This window comes from Pseudonocardia sp. CA-142604 (genome assembly GCF_050948475.1).
In the GTDB taxonomy this organism is placed as follows: domain Bacteria; phylum Actinomycetota; class Actinomycetes; order Mycobacteriales; family Pseudonocardiaceae; genus Pseudonocardia; species Pseudonocardia alaniniphila.
The window spans coordinates 5,230,442-5,249,855 of sequence record NZ_CP192045.1 but is presented as its reverse complement, the minus strand read 5'-3'; the positions used below and the strand labels follow the sequence as shown (position 1 = coordinate 5,249,855).

The 19,414-nt window shown below is 70.3% G+C and carries 21 protein-coding genes and 1 pseudogene; 8 read left to right on the top strand and 14 right to left on the bottom strand.

The genetic code is table 11. The features are described from left to right. Positions 1–219: 219 nt before the first annotated feature. The 8 genes from ACQPZQ_RS23730 to ACQPZQ_RS23695 all read right to left on the bottom strand — a co-directional run bounded on the left by ACQPZQ_RS23730 (position 220) and on the right by ACQPZQ_RS23695 (position 6,912). Positions 220–501 (bottom strand): hypothetical protein, encoded by a 282-nt coding sequence (locus tag ACQPZQ_RS23730; RefSeq protein WP_433284117.1) that lies wholly within the window; start codon positions 499–501, stop codon positions 220–222. Positions 502–674: 173 nt separating this feature from the next. Next, a complete protein-coding gene (locus tag ACQPZQ_RS23725; RefSeq protein WP_433284115.1) occupies positions 675–1,433 on the bottom strand; it encodes an SDR family oxidoreductase in 759 nt (252 codons plus the stop codon). A 489-nt stretch (positions 1,434–1,922) separates the two neighbouring features. Then, on the bottom strand, positions 1,923–2,663 hold the full coding sequence (locus ACQPZQ_RS23720) for a class I SAM-dependent methyltransferase (RefSeq protein WP_433284113.1): 741 nt from the start codon (positions 2,661–2,663) through the stop codon (positions 1,923–1,925). Between the two features lie 37 nt (positions 2,664–2,700). Then, positions 2,701–5,091, bottom strand: coding sequence for an ATP-binding cassette domain-containing protein (locus ACQPZQ_RS23715; protein ID WP_433284111.1), 2,391 nt, complete (start codon positions 5,089–5,091; stop codon positions 2,701–2,703). Positions 5,092–5,200: 109 nt separating this feature from the next. After that, entirely contained in the window at positions 5,201–5,557 is a 357-nt protein-coding gene (locus ACQPZQ_RS23710) for a hypothetical protein (protein WP_433284109.1), read from the bottom strand. 137 nt (positions 5,558–5,694) lie between these two features. Further along, on the bottom strand, positions 5,695–6,105 hold the full coding sequence (locus ACQPZQ_RS23705; protein WP_241035690.1) for a VOC family protein: 411 nt from the start codon (positions 6,103–6,105) through the stop codon (positions 5,695–5,697). A gap of 5 nt (positions 6,106–6,110) precedes the next feature. Then, positions 6,111–6,560 (bottom strand): helix-turn-helix transcriptional regulator, encoded by a 450-nt coding sequence (locus tag ACQPZQ_RS23700; protein WP_433284107.1) that lies wholly within the window; start codon positions 6,558–6,560, stop codon positions 6,111–6,113. Between the two features lie 139 nt (positions 6,561–6,699). Continuing rightward, a complete protein-coding gene (locus ACQPZQ_RS23695; RefSeq protein WP_241035688.1) occupies positions 6,700–6,912 on the bottom strand; it encodes a DUF3072 domain-containing protein in 213 nt (70 codons plus the stop codon). Positions 6,913–7,064: 152 nt separating this feature from the next. On the opposite strand from ACQPZQ_RS23695, the gene ACQPZQ_RS23690 reads away from it, so the two are divergent. After that, complete coding sequence (locus ACQPZQ_RS23690) at positions 7,065–7,259, top strand: hypothetical protein (RefSeq protein WP_433284105.1); 195 nt, start codon at positions 7,065–7,067, stop codon at positions 7,257–7,259. Positions 7,260–7,285: 26 nt separating this feature from the next. Next, entirely contained in the window at positions 7,286–8,170 is an 885-nt protein-coding gene (locus tag ACQPZQ_RS23685; RefSeq protein WP_433284103.1) for a recombinase family protein, read from the top strand. A 51-nt stretch (positions 8,171–8,221) separates the two neighbouring features. Here the strand turns inward: ACQPZQ_RS23685 and ACQPZQ_RS23680 are convergent, their stop codons facing one another. Beyond that, a complete protein-coding gene (locus ACQPZQ_RS23680; protein WP_433284101.1) occupies positions 8,222–9,688 on the bottom strand; it encodes a ketol-acid reductoisomerase in 1,467 nt (488 codons plus the stop codon). Between the two features lie 210 nt (positions 9,689–9,898). Between ACQPZQ_RS23680 and ACQPZQ_RS23675 the strand changes: the two genes are divergently transcribed. From ACQPZQ_RS23675 to ACQPZQ_RS23665, 3 genes are all read left to right on the top strand, one after another. Next, positions 9,899–10,582, top strand: coding sequence for a FadR/GntR family transcriptional regulator (locus tag ACQPZQ_RS23675; protein ID WP_433284099.1), 684 nt, complete (start codon positions 9,899–9,901; stop codon positions 10,580–10,582). Continuing rightward, on the top strand, positions 10,579–11,796 hold the full coding sequence (locus tag ACQPZQ_RS23670; protein ID WP_433284097.1) for a CynX/NimT family MFS transporter: 1,218 nt from the start codon (positions 10,579–10,581) through the stop codon (positions 11,794–11,796). The genes ACQPZQ_RS23675 and ACQPZQ_RS23670 overlap by 4 nt, the downstream gene beginning before the upstream one ends. A 99-nt stretch (positions 11,797–11,895) precedes the next feature. Next, a complete protein-coding gene (locus tag ACQPZQ_RS23665; RefSeq protein ID WP_433284095.1) occupies positions 11,896–12,900 on the top strand; it encodes a sigma-70 family RNA polymerase sigma factor in 1,005 nt (334 codons plus the stop codon). A gap of 10 nt (positions 12,901–12,910) precedes the next feature. Here the strand turns inward: ACQPZQ_RS23665 and mgrA are convergent, their stop codons facing one another. After that, positions 12,911–13,936 (bottom strand): L-glyceraldehyde 3-phosphate reductase, encoded by a 1,026-nt coding sequence (mgrA, locus tag ACQPZQ_RS23660; protein WP_433284094.1) that lies wholly within the window; start codon positions 13,934–13,936, stop codon positions 12,911–12,913. A 47-nt stretch (positions 13,937–13,983) separates the two neighbouring features. Then, complete coding sequence (locus tag ACQPZQ_RS23655; protein WP_433284092.1) at positions 13,984–14,847, bottom strand: LysR family transcriptional regulator; 864 nt, start codon at positions 14,845–14,847, stop codon at positions 13,984–13,986. A 95-nt stretch (positions 14,848–14,942) separates the two neighbouring features. Between ACQPZQ_RS23655 and ACQPZQ_RS23650 the strand changes: the two genes are divergently transcribed. Next, positions 14,943–15,851: a TIGR03564 family F420-dependent LLM class oxidoreductase gene (locus ACQPZQ_RS23650; RefSeq protein WP_433284090.1), complete on the top strand. Its 909-nt coding sequence runs from the start codon at positions 14,943–14,945 to the stop codon at positions 15,849–15,851. Here ACQPZQ_RS23650 and ACQPZQ_RS23645 read toward each other — a convergent pair. Then, a pseudogene (locus ACQPZQ_RS23645) lies at positions 15,839–16,609 on the bottom strand (AraC family transcriptional regulator); the annotation flags it as partial. The gene ACQPZQ_RS23650 and the pseudogene ACQPZQ_RS23645 sit on opposite strands and share 13 nt — an antisense overlap. Between ACQPZQ_RS23645 and ACQPZQ_RS23640 the strand changes: the two are divergent. After that, complete coding sequence (locus tag ACQPZQ_RS23640; protein ID WP_433284088.1) at positions 16,608–17,066, top strand: DUF2000 family protein; 459 nt, start codon at positions 16,608–16,610, stop codon at positions 17,064–17,066. The pseudogene ACQPZQ_RS23645 and the gene ACQPZQ_RS23640 overlap by 2 nt on opposite strands. A 53-nt stretch (positions 17,067–17,119) precedes the next feature. Here ACQPZQ_RS23640 and ACQPZQ_RS23635 read toward each other — a convergent pair whose 3' ends face one another. Beyond that, positions 17,120–17,605 (bottom strand): carboxymuconolactone decarboxylase family protein, encoded by a 486-nt coding sequence (locus ACQPZQ_RS23635; RefSeq protein ID WP_433284086.1) that lies wholly within the window; start codon positions 17,603–17,605, stop codon positions 17,120–17,122. Between the two features lie 178 nt (positions 17,606–17,783). Here ACQPZQ_RS23635 and ACQPZQ_RS23630 point away from each other — a divergent pair, with 178 nt between their 5' ends. After that, positions 17,784–18,725: an RNA polymerase sigma-70 factor gene (locus ACQPZQ_RS23630; protein ID WP_433284084.1), complete on the top strand. Its 942-nt coding sequence runs from the start codon at positions 17,784–17,786 to the stop codon at positions 18,723–18,725. A 24-nt stretch (positions 18,726–18,749) separates the two neighbouring features. Here ACQPZQ_RS23630 and ACQPZQ_RS23625 read toward each other — a convergent pair whose 3' ends face one another. Further along, the gene (locus tag ACQPZQ_RS23625) at positions 18,750–19,400 is read right to left on the bottom strand and encodes a DUF4232 domain-containing protein (protein WP_433284083.1); all 651 of its coding nucleotides are present in this window, start codon (positions 19,398–19,400) and stop codon (positions 18,750–18,752) included. Positions 19,401–19,414: the final 14 nt, after the last annotated feature.

The window sequence follows — 19,414 nt, the reverse complement described above, 5'->3', positions numbered from 1 at the left end:
CATATCCCGGACATTCCATAACAAAGTCCAGTGTCAAAATTTGTTAACAGCGTCGTCGGAGTCGAAGGGGCATGCGCGAATGGCGAGGAGACGTTCCGCGCGGCGTAGGACACCACGCCGCAGGCCTACCTGCTCCGCGCGTGCCTGAGCGGCGCCCGTGCCGACCTGCTCGCGGCCCGAACGCCCCGACGGCGCCACCGTCGCGGGCATCGCCCACCGCTAGGGCTTCAGCAACGTCGGCCGGTTCGCCGAGCAGTACCGCCGCGCCCGCGGCGAACGGCCCGCGCAGGCCCTCCGCCGCACCTGACCACGCGCCTCCGGCACGCTCGCGGTCGCCTCAGCCGGGCACAGCCCAGCCCGATGGTCCGCTGGATTCATGCGGTGAACCCGGTCCTTGACCTTGTCGAGGTGTATCCGAGCATTCCAACGGTTGATGCCGGCCTTGATCAACTCCTCGTTGTAGGCGCCCATCGCCGCGAAGTCCTCGGTCTTCGGCAGCATCCCGGCCTCGGTGGCCGCCGTCGTCTTGCCCCCTGCTCGCGGCCGGCGGCCTCAAGCCGAGCTCCGCCAGCGCCCGCGTGCGGTTCTCGGGCAATGAGCGGACGGTGATCGACGGACCGTTCGCCGAGGCCGAGGAGCTGCGTCTGAAAACACCCACAGGCACCCGCCGAGCGTCAGGCGACCGAACCGCCGTTCGTGTAGATGACCTGGCCATTGATCCAGCGGGCCGGGCCGGCCAGGAAGGCGATGACCTCGGCGATGTCGGACGGCTGACCCAGGCGCTCCAGCGGCGGCTCGGCGGTGATCCGGTCGATGACTTCCTGGGACTTGCCGTCGAAGAACAGCGACGTCGCGGTCGGGCCCGGGGCGACGGCGTTGACGGTGATGTCGCGGCCGCGCATCTCGCGGGCCAGGATCAGCGTGATCGCCTCGACGCCACCCTTGGTCGCGGCATAAGCCGAGTACGCCGGCCGCGCCAGTTTGGTGAGCGAACTGGAGACGTTCACGATCGCACCGCCGTTGCGAACCCGACGGGTGGCCTGCTGGTTGACCACGAACGTGCCGCGCAGGTTGGTGCGGATGACCCGGTCGAGCACCTCGAGGTCGAGTTCGGCCAGCGGGGCCAGAGGCATGATGCCGGCCGAGTTCACGACCACGTCGACTCCGCCGAACTCCTGCTCGGCCCGGTCGAACAATGCTGCCACCGCGGTCTCGTCAGCGACGTCGGCCTGTATGGCGATCGCGCGGCCGCCGGCCTGCTCGACGTCCTTGACGGCCTGCTCGGCGCCGTCCTTGCTGCCGCCGTACCCGATCACCACCGCGTAGCCCTCGCGGCCCAACCGGGCCGCGGTCTCACGACCGATTCCCTTCGAACCACCGGTCACGATCGCAACGCGCCCAGAAGTCGTGGCCGCGGCGTTGTTTTCGGTCACCGTCTTGCTCCTGATCTCGATGGCTTGCTTGATGGCATCTCGATCTTGCTCTGGTCGATGGATCACGTCCGGCGAATCACAACGATGGGAGGATTAACTCCGTTGATGTATAGGCCGGCCATCCGGCAACGGCATGTTGCGAGAAATTGTAGACACCCAACCGCTGCGACATCAAAAATCCGTCCCCCTCGGTCGGGCATGCAAACCGTCGCGACGGCTCGTAGGTGGCGAGCACGAACGTCCGATCAGGCCCATCCGAGCGACTTCAGTTGATCGCGCCGGGCCACCTCGGTGGCGGGCAGCTTCTCGTCGGCGAGGCGGCATTTCTTCCTCGAGACCTTCGATGCCCGCCGCCCGTGCTCACCGCGAGTCGGGTCACCAGGCGTCCGGCTCGAACTCGGCGGTCGGTCCGAACCCGATGGAGGCCGGGTTCGTCCTGCCTGAGGCCCCGGAGGACGCCGGTGCGATCGGCTGAGCCAGGTCGACCAGCTACGTTCGCCGCAACAGAATGAGCGGCGTGACGTAGTGCTCGGTCACCGTCCCGCCGAGGTCGCGAGCTGCGTCAGCGGCCGCTTCCGCCTCGTCAGCCGTCCAGTTGCTGAAGGTGCGGAACAGGCCGTGGACCTGGTCCGCGCTGAGATCGATGTTCCATCGGAATTCATCGACGTGGACGACGGTGAAGTCGCCGCTCGACGACAAGCGGCGAGCCCAGTCCTCGGTGTCGAGTTCTCCGGGACCTGGCCTGACGGGCTCGTCGACACGGCGGGCGACGATCGCGTCGATGCGATCTCGGAACGGCGTGGTCGTACGGGGATCGCCGAAAGCTGTTCGCCATACCGCGAGATGCCCGTCTTGCACGATGGCTCGATGCAGCTTGGGAATCACGACGCCCAGATCGAGCCAATGCACCGATGTCGCGGCTACTGCCAGGTCGAACTGCGCCTCGGCCATTGCCGCATCCTCGGCGCGGGCGATGACGACCTGGGCACTCGGACAGCGCTGCCGAAGGCGCGCTGCGAGTGCGCGACCAGGCTCGACCGCCACGACGTCGGCGCCGGCTCGGAGCAGCCGCATCGTGGCCTCGCCGGTGCCCGCGCCCAGTTCGATCACCCGCACACCGGGCCTCAGCACCTCGAGCTCTCGCATGCGGTCCCACAGGGCTTCCGGGTAGGGCGGTCGCGCCTGCTGGTAGGTCTCGGCGAGAGCATCGAAGTGCAAGGGGCCGCCCACCGAACCGACACTAGGCGGGCACGCAGCGAGATGTCCGTCAGGTGCCGACGTACGCCGCCAGGTGCTCGCCGGTGAGGGTGGAACGTCCGGCGACGAGGTCGGCGGGTGTGCCCTCGAAGACGATCCGCCCGCCGTCGTGGCCTGCGCCGGGGCCGAGGTCGATGATCCAGTCGGCGTGCGCCATGACCGCCTGGTGGTGCTCGATGACGATGACCGACTTGCCGGAGTCGACGAGCCGGTCCAGCAGTCCGAGCAGGTGCTCGACGTCGGCGAGGTGGAGGCCGGTGGTCGGCTCGTCGAGGACGTAGACGCCGCCCTTCTCGCCCATGTGCGTGGCCAGCTTGAGCCGCTGCCGCTCGCCGCCGGACAGCGTGGTGAGCGGCTGGCCGATGGTGAGATAGCCGAGCCCGACTGCCGCGAGCCGATCGAGAATGGCATGCGCGGCCGGCGTGCGTGCCTCTCCGGCGCCGAAGAACTCCTCGGCGTCGGTCACCGACATCGCGAGCACCTCGCTGATGTCCCGGCCACCGAGGTGGTAGTTCAGCACCGACGCCTCGAACCGCTTGCCCTCGCACTCCTCGCAGGTGGTGGCGACGCCGGCCATCATCGCCAGGTCGGTGTAGATGACGCCGGCGCCGTTGCAGGTGGGGCAGGCGCCCTCGGAGTTGGCGCTGAACAACGCCGGCTTCACGCCGTTGGCCTTCGCGAACGCCTTGCGGATCGGGTCGAGGAGTCCGGTGTAGGTCGCCGGGTTGCTCCGGCGCGAGCCGCGGATCGCGCCCTGGTCGATCGCCACCACCCCGTCCCTGCCGGCCACTGAGCCGTGGATCAGCGAGCTCTTCCCCGACCCGGCCACGCCGGTCACCACGACCAGCACACCGAGCGGGATGTCGACGTCGACGCCCTGCAGGTTGTGGGTGTCGGCGCCGCGCACCTCCAGCGCCCCCGACGCCGTCCGCACCGACGGCTTCAGGGCGGCGCGGTCGTCGAAGTGCCGTCCGGTGAGCGTGCCGCTGGCCCGCAGCCCGTCGACGGTGCCCTCGAACACCACCTCGCCGCCCGCGGTTCCGGCGCGTGGGCCGAGGTCGACGACGTGGTCGGCGATCGCGATCGCCTCCGGCTTGTGCTCCACGACCAGGACGGTGTTGCCCTTGTCGCGCAGCTGCAGCAGCAGGTTGTTCATCCGCTGGATGTCGTGGGGGTGCAACCCGATGGTGGGCTCGTCGAAGACGTAGGTGACGTCGGTGAGCGACGACCCGAGGTGGCGGATCATCTTGGTGCGCTGCGCCTCGCCACCCGAGAGCGTGCCCGACGGCCGGTCCAAGGAGAGGTAGCCCAGCCCGATCTCGACGAACGAGTCGAGGGTCCTTCGCAGCGTGGTCAGCAGCGGCGCCACCAAGGGCTCGTCCAGGCTGCGGACCCAGCCGGCCAGGTCGTTGATCTGCATGGCGCAGGCGTCGGCGATGCTGATTCCCGCGATCTTCGACGACCGGGCCGCCGCGCTGAGCCGGGTGCCGTCGCACTCAGGACATGTGGCGAAGACGACCGCGCGGTCGACGAACGCCCGGATGTGCGGCTGCATCGCCTCACGATCCTTGGAGAGGAACGACTTCTGGATCTGCGGGATCAAGCCCGCATACGTCAGGTTGATCCCCTCGACCTTGATCTTGGTCGGCTCCTTGTGGAGCAGGTCGTGAAGCTCGCGCTTGGTGAACTTCCGGATCGGCTTGTCCGGGTCGAAGAAGCCGCAGCCCCGGTAGATGCGGCCGTACCAGCCGTCCATGCTGTAACCCGGGACCGTGATCGCGCCATCGTTGAGCGACTTGGTGTCGTCGTACAGCGCCGTCAGGTCGAAGTCGGATACCGAGCCCATGCCCTCGCAGCGCGGGCACATGCCGCCGGTGATGCTGAACTCGCGACGTTCCTTCACCTTCTGCCCGCCGCGATCCAGCGTGACGGCACCCGCTCCGCTGATCGAGGCGACGTTGAACGAGAACGCCTGCTGTGAGCCGATGTGCGGCCGGCCGAGGCGGCTGAAGAGGATGCGCAGCATCGCGTTGGCGTCGGTGACCGTGCCGACCGTGGAACGGACGTTGGCGCCCAATCGCTCCTGGTCGACGATGATCGCGGTGGTCAGCCCGTCGAGTACGTCGACGTCGGGCCGCGCCAGCGTCGGCATGAAGCCCTGCACGAAGGCGCTGTAGGTCTCGTTGATCATCCGCTGCGACTCCGCGGCGATCGTGGCGAACACGAGCGAGCTCTTGCCGGAGCCGGACACGCCGGTGAACACCGTCAGCCGGCGCTTAGGGAGCTCGACGCTGACGTCCTTGAGGTTGTTCACACGCGCGCCGTGCACGCGGATCAGATCGTGGCTGTCGGCGACGTGCAGCGCAGACGACTGCGTGTCGGTCCTCATGGCCGTGCTCATCGTGTCTCCATCTGTGTCGCCTGGGTCGGGCCGACCATCTTGGCGCAGTACGTCGGGTTCTCGTTCGTCGGCACGCTCTCCAACTGATCGGGCGTGCCGCATATCCGGGTCACCTCGCGCGAGCGGTCCGCCGCCCGCCGTTCCGCTTGGCGGCGTACGGCAGCGCGAACAGGTAGAGACCTGTGAGCAGGAGCAAGGCCAGCGGGAGCAGCGGCGTGTAGGACACCCAGATGACGGGCTCCTTTTGCAGCAAGGCGACGGTGGTGGCAACGACGGTGACCGTGAAGGCGATGGACAGCCAGCGATGGACCTGCCGAACCCTCTTGTTCCAGTTCATGGGGATTTCCTCCGAGAACGAGCGGAGCCCCGGCACCGCGCCGGGAAGGACGTCCAGCCGGTCGTCGACGTCGATGACGGCGTTCGACGGCAGCAGCGCATCGCCGTCCCGGCTGGAGGACAGCGGCACCGGGTACGGCGCACGGGGTGTTGCTACGACGCCTCGAGGTCGCCGAGCGCGGGAGCGGGACGGGGGCGGCACTCGGCGGCCGCCCTCCGCCGCGGGTGGTGTTCGCGCAGCAGATCAGGCCGTGGTGGCCGGACGGCTCAGCGCACCTCGAAGATGCGGACCATGCAGCCCGCGGGATCGCGGAAGGCGCAGTCGCGAACGCCCCATGGCTGGTCGGTCGGCTCCTGGACGACCTCGGCGTCGCCTGCCTGAAGCCGCTCGAAGGTGGCGTCGAGGTCCTTGGTGGCCAGGTTGATGCTGGCGTAGGTGCCCTTGGCCATCATCTCGGCGATGGTGCGGCGCTCGTCGTCGGTGATGCCGGGGTCGGCGGCGGGCGGGTGCAGGACGATCGACGTGCCGGGCTGGTCGGCGGGGCCGATCGTGATCCAGTGCATCCCCTCGTACTCGACGTCGTTGCGGACCTCGAAGCCGAGGGTGTCGCGGTAGAAGGCCAGGGAGGCCTTGGGGTCGTCGTGCGGGAGGAATGTCTGGTAGATGCTGAGATCCATGACGGTCACGCTAGGTGCGGCTCGGTGACCGGTGCTTCTCGATTCCTGATCGGTCTGGTCACCTGCTTCGCCACGCACGGCGGCATGCCCGCCATTGCGCCGGTCACCTGGCGCCGGTAGACGCTGGGCGGCACGCCGACCAGCTCGGTGAAGCGCGTGCTGAAGGTGCCCAGCGACGAGCAGCCGACCGCGAAACAGATCTCGGTGACGCTGAGGTCACCACGCTGCAGCAGCGCCATCGCGCGCTCGATGCGCCGCGTCATCAGATATGCGTACGGCGACTCGCCGTAGGCGAGCCGGAACTGGCGGCTGAGGTGACCGGCCGACATGTTCACGCCGCGGGCGAGCGCCTCGACGTCGAGTGGCTGCGCGTACTCCCGGTCCATCCGATCGCGGACGCGGCGCAGCAGCGCGAGGTCACGCAGCTGTTGGGTCGCGGCGGGTCTGCTGGGCACGCGCGAGATCGTGCCATGTCGCGCCGGAGTTGCGCTGGTGGACACGATGACGGGGCGGCCCCGCCACCCGCACCGAGTGATGTCGGGCTGTCATAACGTAGCGCCGACCAGCGTGGAGTGCCGGCGGGCCTTCGATGGTTCAGCGGCCGCGGCCGGTGCGTTCCTGCAGTTCATCGATCCGCTTCGAGGCATCAGCCTTGGACAGGTCGTCGGACGGCGCAGGCTCACCGGCTTCCCGCGCCAGTGTCTGCAGGTAGGAACTCTGCGCGCCCGTCATCGGCTCGTCGCCGGTGGTCCACTCGTCCGGGTCCTTCGCTGCGGTGGGATCCGCGGGGGCGTTGTTCTGACTCATGAATCGAACGTATCTTCGAACGGGGACCCTCGCCAGTCGGGGCTTCGGGCTGCTCGACCGGGTGTCGGCCGTCGCCGTGGAGCGTGCGGTGCGTGCGCTCACGCACGTCCCACGGCAGGCTGTGGCCCATGCCTCGAGGCGAGCCTGATGGCGTGCCCGACCCCGCGCGGGTCGCTGCCTCGCTGCGTGCCGTCCTGGCCGCCGTGGACGCCGGTGAGGTGGTGGCCGACGACGCCCAGCGGGCGTATCTCGCGGGCGCGGCCGAGGCGCTGGAGTCCCTGGGCCGGGGGCCGGCGGGGGACCACTCCCCTGGTTCGGATCTCTCCCCCGGCTCAGATTTACGTTAAAGGCCCGTATCTCGTAAAGTTGGGGCGTGACCAGTCCCCGCCGCACCCGCCGCGTGCGCTCGACCGGCGACCCCCGCGTGCTCGCCTACCTGCGGGTGAGCACGGAGCAGCAGGCCGAGTCCGGCGCCGGGCTCGACGCCCAGCGCATGGCGATCCAGGCCGAGATCGCCCGCCGCGGCTGGACCAGGGTGGAGTGGGTCATCGACTCCGCCTGGTCGGGACGCGACCTCGACCGGCCGGAGCTGGACTCCGCGCTCGCGCGGCTGGAAGCAGGCGGCGCCGAGGTGCTGATCGCGTCCAAGCTCGACCGTATCTCGCGGTCGGTGCACGACTTCTCCGGCCTGCTGGACCGCGCCTCGCGGCAGGGTTGGCAACTCGTGTGTCTCGATGTCGACGTCGACACCTCGACGCCCTCCGGTGAGCTGGTGGCGCACATGGTCGCCAGCACGGCGCAGTACGAGCGCCGTGTGATCTCGCAGCGGACGAAGGATGCGCTCGCGGCGAAGCGCGCCGCCGGTGTGCGGCTCGGGCGTCCGGCGGTGCTGCCGGAGCGCGTGGTGCGCCGCGTGCTCGAGGAGCGGGGTGCCGGTTCGACGCTCCGTGCGATCGCTGAGGGCCTGACTGCTGACGGAGAGCCGACCGCTCGAGGCGGGGCGGTGTGGTCGACCAGCAGCGTGCAGGCGGCGCTCGGCGGGCAGGACGGCATGCGGCTGCGATGGATCACCGCGCGCGAGGTGGCGCAGTCCGGTGGGCCCGCCGTGGTACACGCCCTGGACATGATCACGAACACGCCGGCGCACCTGATCGATGCGGACTGGGTGCGGCAGTCCGACACGACGTGGCAGGAGCTGGCGTCGGACGAGCGGTGTGAGCGTTGCGTCGAGCTTCTGCGGGCCGTATCGGGCGAGTGAGGCGACCCGCTCCCCCGGCCCGGCTCCCGTGAGAGCCGGGCCGGGCGGGCGTCACTCCACGAAGATGTCCACCGACGGCCGCAGCTCGGCGCAGACCCGCAGCACCTGGTGGATGACGTGGCCCTCGAACGACTCGAACGGCTTGGTGTCCACCGCCTGCTGCTCGTTGTCGACGGCGGGATAGGCCTGCTGGGTGAGCAGGTAGTCGAACCGCGGTGCCCACTTGCGGGCTCCCAGCCGTGCAGTGGTGGAGCAGTTGTCCACCATGTACGCCACGCCGCGGGCGTGCATGTACGGGTTGAGTGAGTCGACGGCTTCGATCACCGACTCGTTGGCGATCTCCGAGTACGGGTGCCCGCGCTCGAGCAGGACGTCCACCTGGGCCATCATCACGCCGCAGAAGACACCGGCGGTGAAGGGGTCGAGCGGGATGTCGTTCTCGACCCGGTCGGCCCGCACCTTCTGGCCCACCTGCCACATGTCGGCCTGGTCGATCTTGCCCATCGGGAAACGGGCGAGCCGCTGCCCGGCCAGCACCACGCTGTTGATCTCGTTGCCGGAGAGCACCTCGTCGTAGATCTCGTGGGTCAGCTCGACACCGACGGGGTACGCGGCGGAGTACGCCTGGGCGAAGACCGCCCGCCCGTCGCGGTCGAGCCGCCGGTACAGGCCGTCGAGCCCGTCCTTCGAGATGATCTTCGAGATCGGACCGGTGACCGACTCCGTGGAGTGCCGGAACGCGTTCTCGTCGCTCATTCCGTGGTCGCGGTAGCGCCGGTAGAGGCTCTCCACGATTCCGTGCACCCCGGCGAGCAACATCGCGCGCTCGCCCGAGAGGTCGGAGAGGTACTCCGAACGCAGGGTGGTCTGGAATGTGTAAGGCGCTCCGAGCGCGACCGACCAGGCCAGCGCGCGATCGGTGGCGTGACCGGTGACGTCCTGCTGCACGGCGAAGCTGGCGTTGATGCCGGCGCCGTTGACCTCGGCGCCCTGGACGTAGAGGGCCCGGACCGAGGCGCCCATCCCCTTCGGGCAGACGGCGATCACGTCGACCTCGGCGGGGAACTGCTTGCCCGCGGCGGTGAGGTGCCCGAGCAGGAAGCCGTGGGAGAAGCCCAGCGTGGTGCCGGGCCGCAGCGCCGCGAAGATCTGGTCGTGCAGCTCGGCCTGGGCGGCGTCGGAGATCAGCAGGATGACCAGGTCGGAGGCGCGGATCACCTCGAACATCTCGCCGAGGGTGCCGTCCTCCTCGCGGAAGCCCGCCGCTCTCGCCTGGTCGAACGAGCCCGATCCGGACCGCAGGCCGACCGTGACCTTGACGGCGCCGTTCAGGGAGTCGCGGAGGTTCTGCGCCTGGGCGGAACCCTGCGGTCCCCAGCCGATCACGCCGATCTGGTTCACACCGTCGAACGCGCGGGGAAGTCGGTCGAAGAGATGTCGGCCGCCGCGAATGATCGCCTCCCGCCGGTCGCCCAGAGTGATGTACTCCTTGTCGAACACGGCGGTTTCAAAATCCATGACCTGATCCTGCATGACTCTCTCTCGTCAGCTGCGCTTCGGTTCCGGGCACCGTCGATTATTGCCCTGCCCGCCCGAGTGGCTCGCAACTCAGTGGGGCAGGAATCGAATCGTCCTGCTTGTCGCGAATACGACCGGCGACCGTGCGGGCCTGCGCTTTCCGGTCCGCGACAGCCCGAGGCATCAAACATGGGATGTTAGGATCGATCCGTGGGCCTATCTGCCGTGCGCACCGGACGGGTGTGCGACGAGATCGTGACGCAGTTCGAGCAGCTGATCGAGAGCGGTGAGTGGCCGCTCGGATCGAAGATCCCGCCGGAGCCCGAGCTCGTCGCGGCCCTCGGAGTCGGTCGCAACAGCGTGCGCGAGGCCGTGCGGGCCCTCGAGCACGCCGGCCTGCTCGAGCCCCGCCGTGGTGACGGTACCTACGTGCGTGCGACCAACGGACTTCGCGCCGCCATTCTTCGCCGGGCCCGGCGCTCCGCTGCGCTCGACGTGCTCGCGGTACGGACGAGTCTGGAACGCGATGCCGCCGCGGTGGCTGCGCTGCGGCGCACCGACGTGGACCTGGCCGCCATCCAGGCCGCCGCGGACGCTCGCCGGGTCGCGAGCGACGGCGGTGACCGAGCGGCCTTCGTCTCCGCGGACCTCGCCTTCCACCTCGCTGTGATCGCCGCCACCGGCAACCCCGTGCTCATCGACCTCTACGCCGGACTCACCGAGGCACTACAGCGGACGGTCGCCGAGATCGCCGAGCTCGATCACGATCGGGCCGCCATTCCCGGCCATGACGAGCTCGCGGCGGCGATCGCCGCATCCGACCCTGCGGCGGCCCGTGCGGCGGCGGACAGTTACCTCGCGGCCGCACGGCGGCTCGTCGAGGGAAGCCGGTGAACGCCGCCGTCACGACGGAGTCCCGGCCACGCCTGTCCGCGCGCATGACGTCGTTGTGGATCGGCGTCGCCATCGTGCTGGTCGCGGCGAACCTGCGGCCTGCTGTCGTCGGTGTCGCCCCGGTGCTGTCGGAGATCTCGGCGGCCGAGGGGTTGTCGAGCACGGCTGCCGGGGTGCTGAGCGCGTTGCCCGTGTTCTGCTTCGGCCTGTTCGCGCCTGCTGCTCCCTGGCTGGCGCGGCGGTTCGGCATCGAGCGCACGGTTCTCGGCGCGCTGGTGCTGCTCTGCGCGGGCTTCGCCGTCCGCTCGGTGGGCCCGGTGGCTCTGCTCTTCGTCGGAAACGTGATGGCCGGCGCCGCGATCGCCACCGGCAACGTGTTGCTCCCGGCCCTGATCAAACGGGACTTCTCCCACCGGACCGGCGTGATGACGGGGCTGTACACGATGGCGGTCTCCGCAGGTGGTGCGCTCGCCGCCGGGATCACGGTGCCGGTGGCGCAGGCGGCGGGCCTGAGCTGGCGCGGCGCGCTCGCGGTGTGGGGCCTGTTCACCCTTGTCGCGTTGGTGATCTGGCTCCCGCAGACGCGGCGGGTCCACCGCATCGGTTCGACGGGAGGGGTGGGCGGGCTCTGGCGTGACGGGCTGGCCTGGCAGGTCACGGGGTTCATGGGTCTGCAGTCGCTCGGCTACTACGCCGTCTCGGCGTGGATCCCCGCTGTGTTCGTGGGCCGCGGGTTCGGCGCGGAGGCGGCAGGGTGGCTGCTGTCGCTGGCCAGCTTCGTCGGCATCATCGGATCCATGGTCGCGCCGATGCTCGCGGCGCGGTACCGCAGGCAGCGGGCGGTCGCCCTCGTCATCACGGGTGTCTCGGCGCTGGGCCTGATCGGCGTCATCCTGCTGCCGGGGGGCGAGATTCCGTCGATGGCGCTGCTCGGCCTCGGGCAGGGTGCGGCGCTCGGGCTCGCCCTGACCCTGGTGGGGCTGCGCTCCCCCGACGCTCCGCACACCTCGCAGCTGTCCGGGATGGCGCAGAGCATCGGCTACATGCTCGCGGCGGTGGGCCCGTTCCTCGTCGGCGTGGTGCACGACGCCACCGGCTCGTGGACGATCCCGCTCCTGCTGCTGCTCGTGCTGTTCGTGCCGCAGGCTGTCGTCGGTGTTCTCGCCGGACGCGATCTGCTGGTCGGGCGGAAACCGGCGTCGCAGCAGGCGTAACGGACCCGTTCACATCATCGTTGGTGGTTTTGTCGGTGTCGCCCCCTACGCTGCCCCGCACGGGCGCGAAGCCACACGCGCGAGGAGAGGGGACCCCGGATGAGTGATCTCGTCACCGAAGATCCCGCCCCGCCCACAACGTGGGAGCAACATCGGGTGGAGCTCACGGCGTACTGCTACCGCATGCTCGGTTCGTCGGCCGACGCCGAGGACGCCGTGCAGGACACGATGGTGCGGGCGTGGCGGTCGTTCGACCGTTTCGAGGGTCGCTCCTCGGTGCGTTCCTGGCTGTACAAGATCGCCACGAACGTCTGCCTCACCATGCTCGACGGCCGCAAGCGGCGGGCCCGGCCGATGGACTTCGGGCAGGCGGGGTCTGCTGAGGCGCCGCTCGACCCTCCCACCAGCGAGATCTCCTGGCTGGAGCCCATCCCCGACGCCCGTGTCCTGCCCACTGTGGCCGATCCCGCGGAGGTGGCGGTGTCCCGGGAGTCCGTGCGGCTCGCGTTCGTGGCAGCCCTGCAGCACCTGCCTGCACGGCAGCGTGCGGTGCTGATCCTGCGCGAGGTGCTGCAGTGGAAGGCGTCGGAGGTCGCCGAACTGCTCGGCACCACCGTCGCCTCGGTCAACAGCGCCCTGCAGCGAGCCAGGGCCACCCTCGCGGAGAACAATCTCGACAGCCCCGCGCCGGTCGACGAGATGGACGACGACCATCGCGCGCTCCTGACGCGCTACGCGGAGGCGTTCGAGCGGTACGACATCGCCGAGCTCGTCACGCTGCTGCACGACGACGCCATCCTCAACATGCCGCCGTTCGCGTTGTGGCTGCAGGGCCCAAAGGAGATCAGCACGTTCTGGACCGGCCACGGGATCGGCTGCGCAGGGTCGCGATTGGTGCCGCTGGAGGCCAACGGGCAGCCGTCGTTCGGCCAGTACCGGCGTGATCCCGACGGAGACGGCTACTTCGGGTGGGCTGTGCAGGTGCTGGATATCGACGAGGGCCGCATCCGCGGGTACACCTCGTTCCTCGACGTGGAGACGCTGTTCCCGATGTTCGGGCTCCCGCTGCGGCTCGACGCGGACGGCGAGCCCGTCGCGGACTGAGCCGCGCCGCTCAGTCCTGCGAGGAGCGGGCCCACAGGTTGATCCCGGCGTCCACGGCGTGCTGGTCGATGCGGTCCAGCTCGTCGCTGGTGAAGTCGAGGTTCGTGAGCGCGCCGAGGCTGTCGTCGAGCTGGCCGACACTGCTGGCGCCGATCACCAGCGATGTCATCCTCGGGTCGCGCAGGGCCCAGGCCAGCGCCATCTGCGCGAGCGACTGGCCGCGCGTCGCTGCCATCTCGTTGAGGGCGCGCACGTGGGCGATGGTCTTCTCGGTGAGCAGGTCGGGTGAGAGCGACTTGCCTTGCGCCGCGCGCGAGTCGCCTGGCACCCCGTTGAGGTACTTGCTGGTGAGCATCCCCTGCGCGAGCGGCGAGAACGCGATGCACCCGACGCCCGTCTCCCCGAGCACGTCGAGCAGGTCCTCCTCGATCCAGCGGTTGAGCATCGAGTACGACGGCTGGTGGATCAGCAGGGGGGTGCCGAGCTCGCGCAGGATCGCGGCCGCTTCCCGGGTGCGTTCCCCGTTGTAGGAGGAGATCCCGGCGTAGAGGGCCTTCCCCGAACGCACGGCGGTGTCGAGCGCCCCCATCGTCTCCTCGAGCGGAGTGGTGGGGTCGAAGCGGTGGCTGTAGAAGATGTCGACGTAGTCCACGCCCATCCGTGCCAGCGACTGGTCGAGGCTCGCCAGCAGGTACTTCCGGGATCCCCCGCCCTGGCCGTAGGGCCCGGGCCACATGTCGTAGCCGGCCTTCGTGGAGAGGATCAGCTCGTCGCGGTACGGGCGGAAGTCCTGGGCGAAGATCGTGCCGAAGTTGCGCTCGGCGCTGCCGTAGGGCGGCCCGTAGTTGTTGGCGAGGTCGAAGTGCGTGATGCCCCGGTCGAACGCGCGCCGCAGGATGGCTCGCTGTGTCTCGAGCGGTTTGTCGTCGCCGAAGTTGTGCCAGAGCCCGAGGGAGATGGCGGGTAGGTCCAGGCCGCTGCGTCCGCAGCGGCGGAAGGTGGACTCGTAACGGTCGGGCGCGGCGAGGTAGGTCACGGCATCATCCTGCCCCGCCGGTCATCTCCGCCGGGCCCGGGCACCGCTCAGTCACCGAAGGCCGCAACGAGTGCCTGGAGGCATTCCGGTCCCCCGGTGCGGGCCAGAAGCAGGTGGCCGGGCACCTCCACCGGCGGGTCGAGCGGCCGGGCGACCACGCCGGTCGCGCCTCCTGTGCATGCGATGCCAACTGTGGCGGTCCGTTCTCCCAGGCCGATCTCCACCAGCGCGTCCTCGACGGAGCGCACAGGCCGTCCGAGGCGGGGCGCGAAGCCCGCGTTCCGGCATGCGACGAGCACCGCGTCGTGCAGCACAGGGTCGGCCGAGCGCTCTGGCAGCCGAAGCACCAGATCGGCCAGCACTCTGATCGGTACGACGTCGTGGTCCGCGTCGGGGTGGTCGGCCGGCAGTACGACGTGAAGCCGGTCGCGCCAGAGCTCTACGGCGTGCAGCCCGTGGACGCGAATCGGGCCACGCACCAGGGCTGCGTCGAGCGCACCCGCCCGGAGGGCGCTGCAGTGCTCCTGCACGGAGCCGTCGGCGAGGGACACGGAGAGCTCGGGGGTGTGGTCACGCATCCGGGCCACGCCGCGGCGTACCCGTTCGCCCAGGCCCGGGCTGGTGCCCAGACGCAGGGTGGCGGCATGTCCCGCCGCCAGCTCTCCGGCGACCGCACGCACCCGGTCGACCGCGGCGAGCGCCGATCGCGCCTCGACGAGCAGCCGCTCACCGTCGCCGGTGAGCGCGACGCGGCGGGAGGTGCGCGCGAGCAGCCGCACGCCCAGCTCACGCTCCAGCCGCCCGACCTGCTGGCTGACCGCGGGCTGGGCAACGGCGAGCCGCTCTGCCGCCCGTCCGAAGTGCAGCTCCTCGGCCACGGCGACGAAGTAGCGAAGCTGACGGACTTCCACCAGTACCTCATCCACCGTGATCGATCACGATCTGTTATCGCTGTGCAGGCTATCTGCTCGTTGATCGCCTGCACAGCACGCGCTGGGCTGGGGACATGCAGATCGGGATGTGGATCGACGACGACCGGCCCCTCACCGCCGTGGCCGCCGACGTTGAGAACGCGGAACGGCTCGGATTCGCGCGAGCCTGGTTCGGACAGCGGAACGGGTGGGATCCGCTCACCCTGATCGCCGCGGTGGGCGCCACGGCGCCGCGGATCGGGCTGGGCACCGCGGTCGCGCTCACGTGGCCGCACCACCCGTTGGCCCTCGCCGCGCAGGCCCTCACCACGCAGGCGGCGGTGGGCGGCCGGCTCACGCTCGGTGTCGGCCCGAGTCACCAGGTCATCGTCGAGAGCCGCTACGGCTACCGGTGGACACGCCCGGGGCGGCACGTCGAGGACCACCTGGCGGTGCTCGCGCCGGCGCTGCGGGGCGAGGTCGTCGACGTTCGGACCGCGACCGTGGCGGCCGCAGGCCGGGTGGAGGTGCCGGACGTGCCCCGGCCGCCGCTCCTGCTGGCCGCGCACGGCCCGCGGATGCTGCGGCTGGCAGGCGAGAGGGCCGACGGGGTGATCACCACGTGGTCGGGCCCGCGTGGGCTTGCGGAGTACGTCGTTCCGCAGGTCTGCGCTGCGGCGGCAGGGAGACCCGACCCACAGGTCGTGGTCGGGGTGGTCGCCAGCCTGACCCACGACCCGGACGCTGCGCGCGAGTACGTGGCCGAGAACTTCGGTCGAGCAGGCGAGCTGCCGAGCTACCGCCGGTCGCTGGATCGGGAGGGCTTCTCCGGCCCTGCGGACACTGTCGTCGCCGGTGACGAGGCCGAGCTCGAGAAGGTGGTGCGGCGCTTCGCCGACGCCGGCGCCACGGAGATCCAGCTGTGCCCGGTCGGGCCGCCCACCGAACGGGCCCGCACGGTGGCGTTCTTCGCCGAGCTCGCACGCGGAGAGCTGCGGGCGTAGCGGCCCGGTGTGGTGCCGACCAGGCGGGCGAAATGTCGATGCAGGTGCGCCTGGTCATGGAACCCGACGGCGATGGCGACGTCGGCGGGCGGCTCACCGTCGAGCAGGCGGCGACGGGCGGCTTCGATCCGGCGGCCGGTGAGGTAGCGGTGTGGCGGGAGCCCGTAGGTGCGGGTGAAGCAGCGGACCAGGTGGGACGGGTGCGCGTGCAGCAGGGCGGCTGCGTCGCGCAGGGCGAGTCCCGACACGGTGTGGGCGTCGAGCAGGTCTCGCAGGTCCGCGGCGAGCCGGTCGGGTGCGGGCTCGGCGGCAGGTGCGCGCAGGTGCCGGCGGATCCGGTCGCCGATCAGGGCGAGCCTGCTCTCGGCCTCCAGGGCGGTGCCACCGATCTCGAGGGCCCGGTGCAGCTGGTCGACGCGGGTGCGAAGCAGCGCGTCGTCGAAGGTCGGGGCGTCGACGGAGGCGCCGACCAGCGACTCGTCGAGGATGTCCGTGTCGATGTAGAGCACTCGCTTGCGGAAGCCGTGCTCGGTGGCCGACCGTCCGGTGTGGGACACGTGGGGTGGGAGCAGTGTGACCGCAGGTCGCAGGGCCCCGTGCTCGTGGTGGTCCAGGTCGTAGCGGATGGCGCCCTCGTCGACGACGAGCAGCGTCCAGGTGTCGTGGGCATGCTCGGGATACGCGTGATCGGTGAACCGTGCGTGGAAGACCTCGACGATCCCGGGCACCGACGGCGCCCACGCCCGTACCGCAGGCATGCTCACAACGTACAAGAACGCGACGGTCCCACCTCGGCACGCTTCTACCGTGCGCTTCGAGACCAAGATCGCTGTACTGCTGCGTGATGACCTGCAGATGTGGCAACGGCTGAACGTCACCGCTTTCCTCGCCAGCGGGATCGCGGCCAACCCGGAACTGCTCGGCGAGCCCTACGCCGATGCGGACGACACCCCGTACCTGCCGATGTTCCGCCAGCCGGTGCTCGTGCTCACCGGCGACGCGGAGGTGCTCGCCGCTGCGCACGAGCGCGCGGTTCGACGCGGCATCCCGGCGGCGGTGTTCACCGAGGAGCTGTTCGGGACCGGGCACGACGAGGCGAACCGCGCGGCGGTACGGGCCGTCGCGCGCGACGATCTCAAGCTGGTGGGGCTGGCCGTGCACGGCCAGCGCAACGCCGTGGACAAGGTGTTGCGCGGCGCCACCATGCATCCGTGAGGGAGGTTCGCGGCTCGGCCCGGGGATGATCCCGGGCCGGGCCGGGGAGGCGATCAGCTGGTCGCGGCGGCGAACATGCCGGGCTCGTAGGAACCTCCCTTCTGGTGCACGATCACGGCGAGCCGGTTGGCCGCGTTGATCAGGGCGACCAGGGCGACCAGCGCGGCGATCTGGTCGTCGTCGTAGTGCTTGCGTACCTGGGCCCACGTCTCGTCGGACACGCCCTGGTGGGCGTCGGCGAGCCGGGTGCCCTCCTCGGCGAGCGCCAGCGCGGCCTGCTCGGCCTCGGTGAACACGGTCGACTCGCGCCAGGCGGCGACCAGGTTGAGGCGGACCGGGGTTTCGCCGGCGGCCGCGGCTTCCTTGGTGTGCATGTCGATGCACCAACCGCAGCCGTTGATCTGGCTGGCGCGCAGCGACACCAGTTCCTGGGTGGACTTCGGCAGCGGTGACTGGTGGATCACCATGGCGCTGTTGGCGAACCGCTTGGCGAACTTGGCGGCGATCTCGTTGTCGAGCAGGTTGAATCGGGCGTCCATGATGTCGTCCTCACTCGTGGGTGGTGCGTGCTGCGGTGGACGAACACGAGATGCCGGCGTCCCGCTCCTTGTGACAGCACCGGTGGCGTGACACGGGCCACAACGGTCTCGGTGTCACAGATCGGCCGGGTCCGGTGTCTGGTGGTGACACAGTCGAGGACGAACAGGAGCTACGCCCATGGTCGGCACGTCGCGGACAGCGCCCGACGATCGCGACGGAGGAATGAGCCGGGACGAGCGCCCGGACCCCGCCACCGAGGCGTTTCTCATCCACCGCAACCTGCTGTTCACCGTCGCCTACGAGATGCTCGGCTCGGCTGCAGACGCCGAGGACGTCCTCCAGGAGACCTGGATGCGGTGGGCGGGCGTCGACCTCTCCGAGGTGCAGAACCAGCGTGCGTACCTCGTCCGGATCACCACTCGCCAGGCATTGAGCCGGCTGCGTACCCTCGGCCGCCGCAAGGAGTCCTACGTCGGGCCCTGGCTGCCCGAGCCGTTGCTGACCGCGCCCGACGTGGCCGAGGACGTCGAGTTGGCCGACAGTGTCTCGATCGCGATGCTGCTGGTCCTGGAGACGCTGACGCCGACCGAGCGGGCGGTGTTCGTGCTGCGTGAGGTGTTCGATCTGACCTACGACGAGATCGCGGCCGCCGTCGACAAGAGCGCGGCAGCGGTCCGCCAGATCGCGCACCGGGCACGGTCACATGTCGCCGCGCGCCGGCCGCGCGGAGCGGTTTCGGCGGCCGAGACCCGAGACGCGCTCGAGGCGTTCCAGCGGGCGGTCGAAACGGGTGATCTGCAACGCCTCCTCGACATCCTCGCGCCGGATGTCGTCCTCCTGGGTGACGGCGGCGGGGTCGTGCAGGCCGTGCTGAAGCCCGTCGTGGGGGCCGACAGGGTGGCTCGCGTGCTGGCAGCCGGGATCGGCAGGATCGCCGCCGCCATGTCACTGCAGCCGGCACAGGTCAATGGCTACCCGGCGCTGGTTCTCCGGCTCGGCGGCGAGATCGACACCGTCGTGACGGTGCGCATCGACGACGGCCTCATCACCGGCCTCTACGCCGTGCGCAATCCCGAGAAGCTGTCGTACATGGAGCAGGAGACCGCCCTGCGCCGCTGAGCCCGCGACCGCTCGCGGCGCCGATCAGGGGGCCGTGATCGTCTGCACCGTCAGCAGTGACTCGGTGAGCGGTCCCGCGCAGCCGGTGCCGTCCATCGGGACGAAGAGCGAGGCGGTGTCGCCCGGCGGGTAGACCCGCAGCCCGCGCACCGGTGTGGGAACGCAGGTCGCCTCGTCGAAGTTCAGGGCGTTCGCCAACCGGAGTTGGGCCACGGCGGTGGCTCCGGGTGCGATCGGGACCTGCGCTCCACGCTCGCCCGACATCGCGGCGGCCTGCCCCACCTGGTGGCCGTCGTCGCCCGCTACGTAGGAGACACCGGGGAAGCCGCGGAGCTCGCACGTACGCGAGCCGGTGTTGGTGAAGATCAGCGGGAAGAACGCCGAACCCGCTCCCGCGTCGCTCTGCCCGAGGGACGCCGACAGCTCGCCTGTGGTGCACCGCTGTGGCCCCGCGGCCGCTCCGTCATCGTTCGGGACCTGCGCGCGGGTCGGCTGCGCGGCGCCCGGTTGGTCCGAGGGGGCGCTCTGGGTGGTCGGTGTGCCGGTCACCGGCGGCACCGGTTCGGGTGCGGGTGCCGGTGCGGTCCCCGCGCCCCCGGAGCAGCCCGCCAGTAGGAGGAGGGCTCCCGCGAGCGCTCCCGCCGCCGCGATCCGGCCCATCCGTCGTGTCGTCACCGTGGTCCCCCCGT

Coding starts and splice junctions, on each gene's coding strand:
- ACQPZQ_RS23730 (WP_433284117.1), bottom strand. CDS start 501: ATGCTGCCGAAGACCGAGGACTTCGCGGCGATGGGCGCCTACAACGAG.
- ACQPZQ_RS23635 (WP_433284086.1), bottom strand. CDS start 17,605: ATGGACGCCCGATTCAACCTGCTCGACAACGAGATCGCCGCCAAGTTC.
- ACQPZQ_RS23680 (WP_433284101.1), bottom strand. CDS start 9,688: ATGGATTTTGAAACCGCCGTGTTCGACAAGGAGTACATCACTCTGGGC.
- ACQPZQ_RS23715 (WP_433284111.1), bottom strand. CDS start 5,091: ATGAGCACGGCCATGAGGACCGACACGCAGTCGTCTGCGCTGCACGTC.
- ACQPZQ_RS23630 (WP_433284084.1), top strand. CDS start 17,784: ATGGTCGGCACGTCGCGGACAGCGCCCGACGATCGCGACGGAGGAATG.
- ACQPZQ_RS23650 (WP_433284090.1), top strand. CDS start 14,943: ATGCAGATCGGGATGTGGATCGACGACGACCGGCCCCTCACCGCCGTG.
- ACQPZQ_RS23665 (WP_433284095.1), top strand. CDS start 11,896: ATGAGTGATCTCGTCACCGAAGATCCCGCCCCGCCCACAACGTGGGAG.
- ACQPZQ_RS23695 (WP_241035688.1), bottom strand. CDS start 6,912: ATGAGTCAGAACAACGCCCCCGCGGATCCCACCGCAGCGAAGGACCCG.
- ACQPZQ_RS23705 (WP_241035690.1), bottom strand. CDS start 6,105: ATGGATCTCAGCATCTACCAGACATTCCTCCCGCACGACGACCCCAAG.
- ACQPZQ_RS23640 (WP_433284088.1), top strand. CDS start 16,608: ATGCTCACAACGTACAAGAACGCGACGGTCCCACCTCGGCACGCTTCT.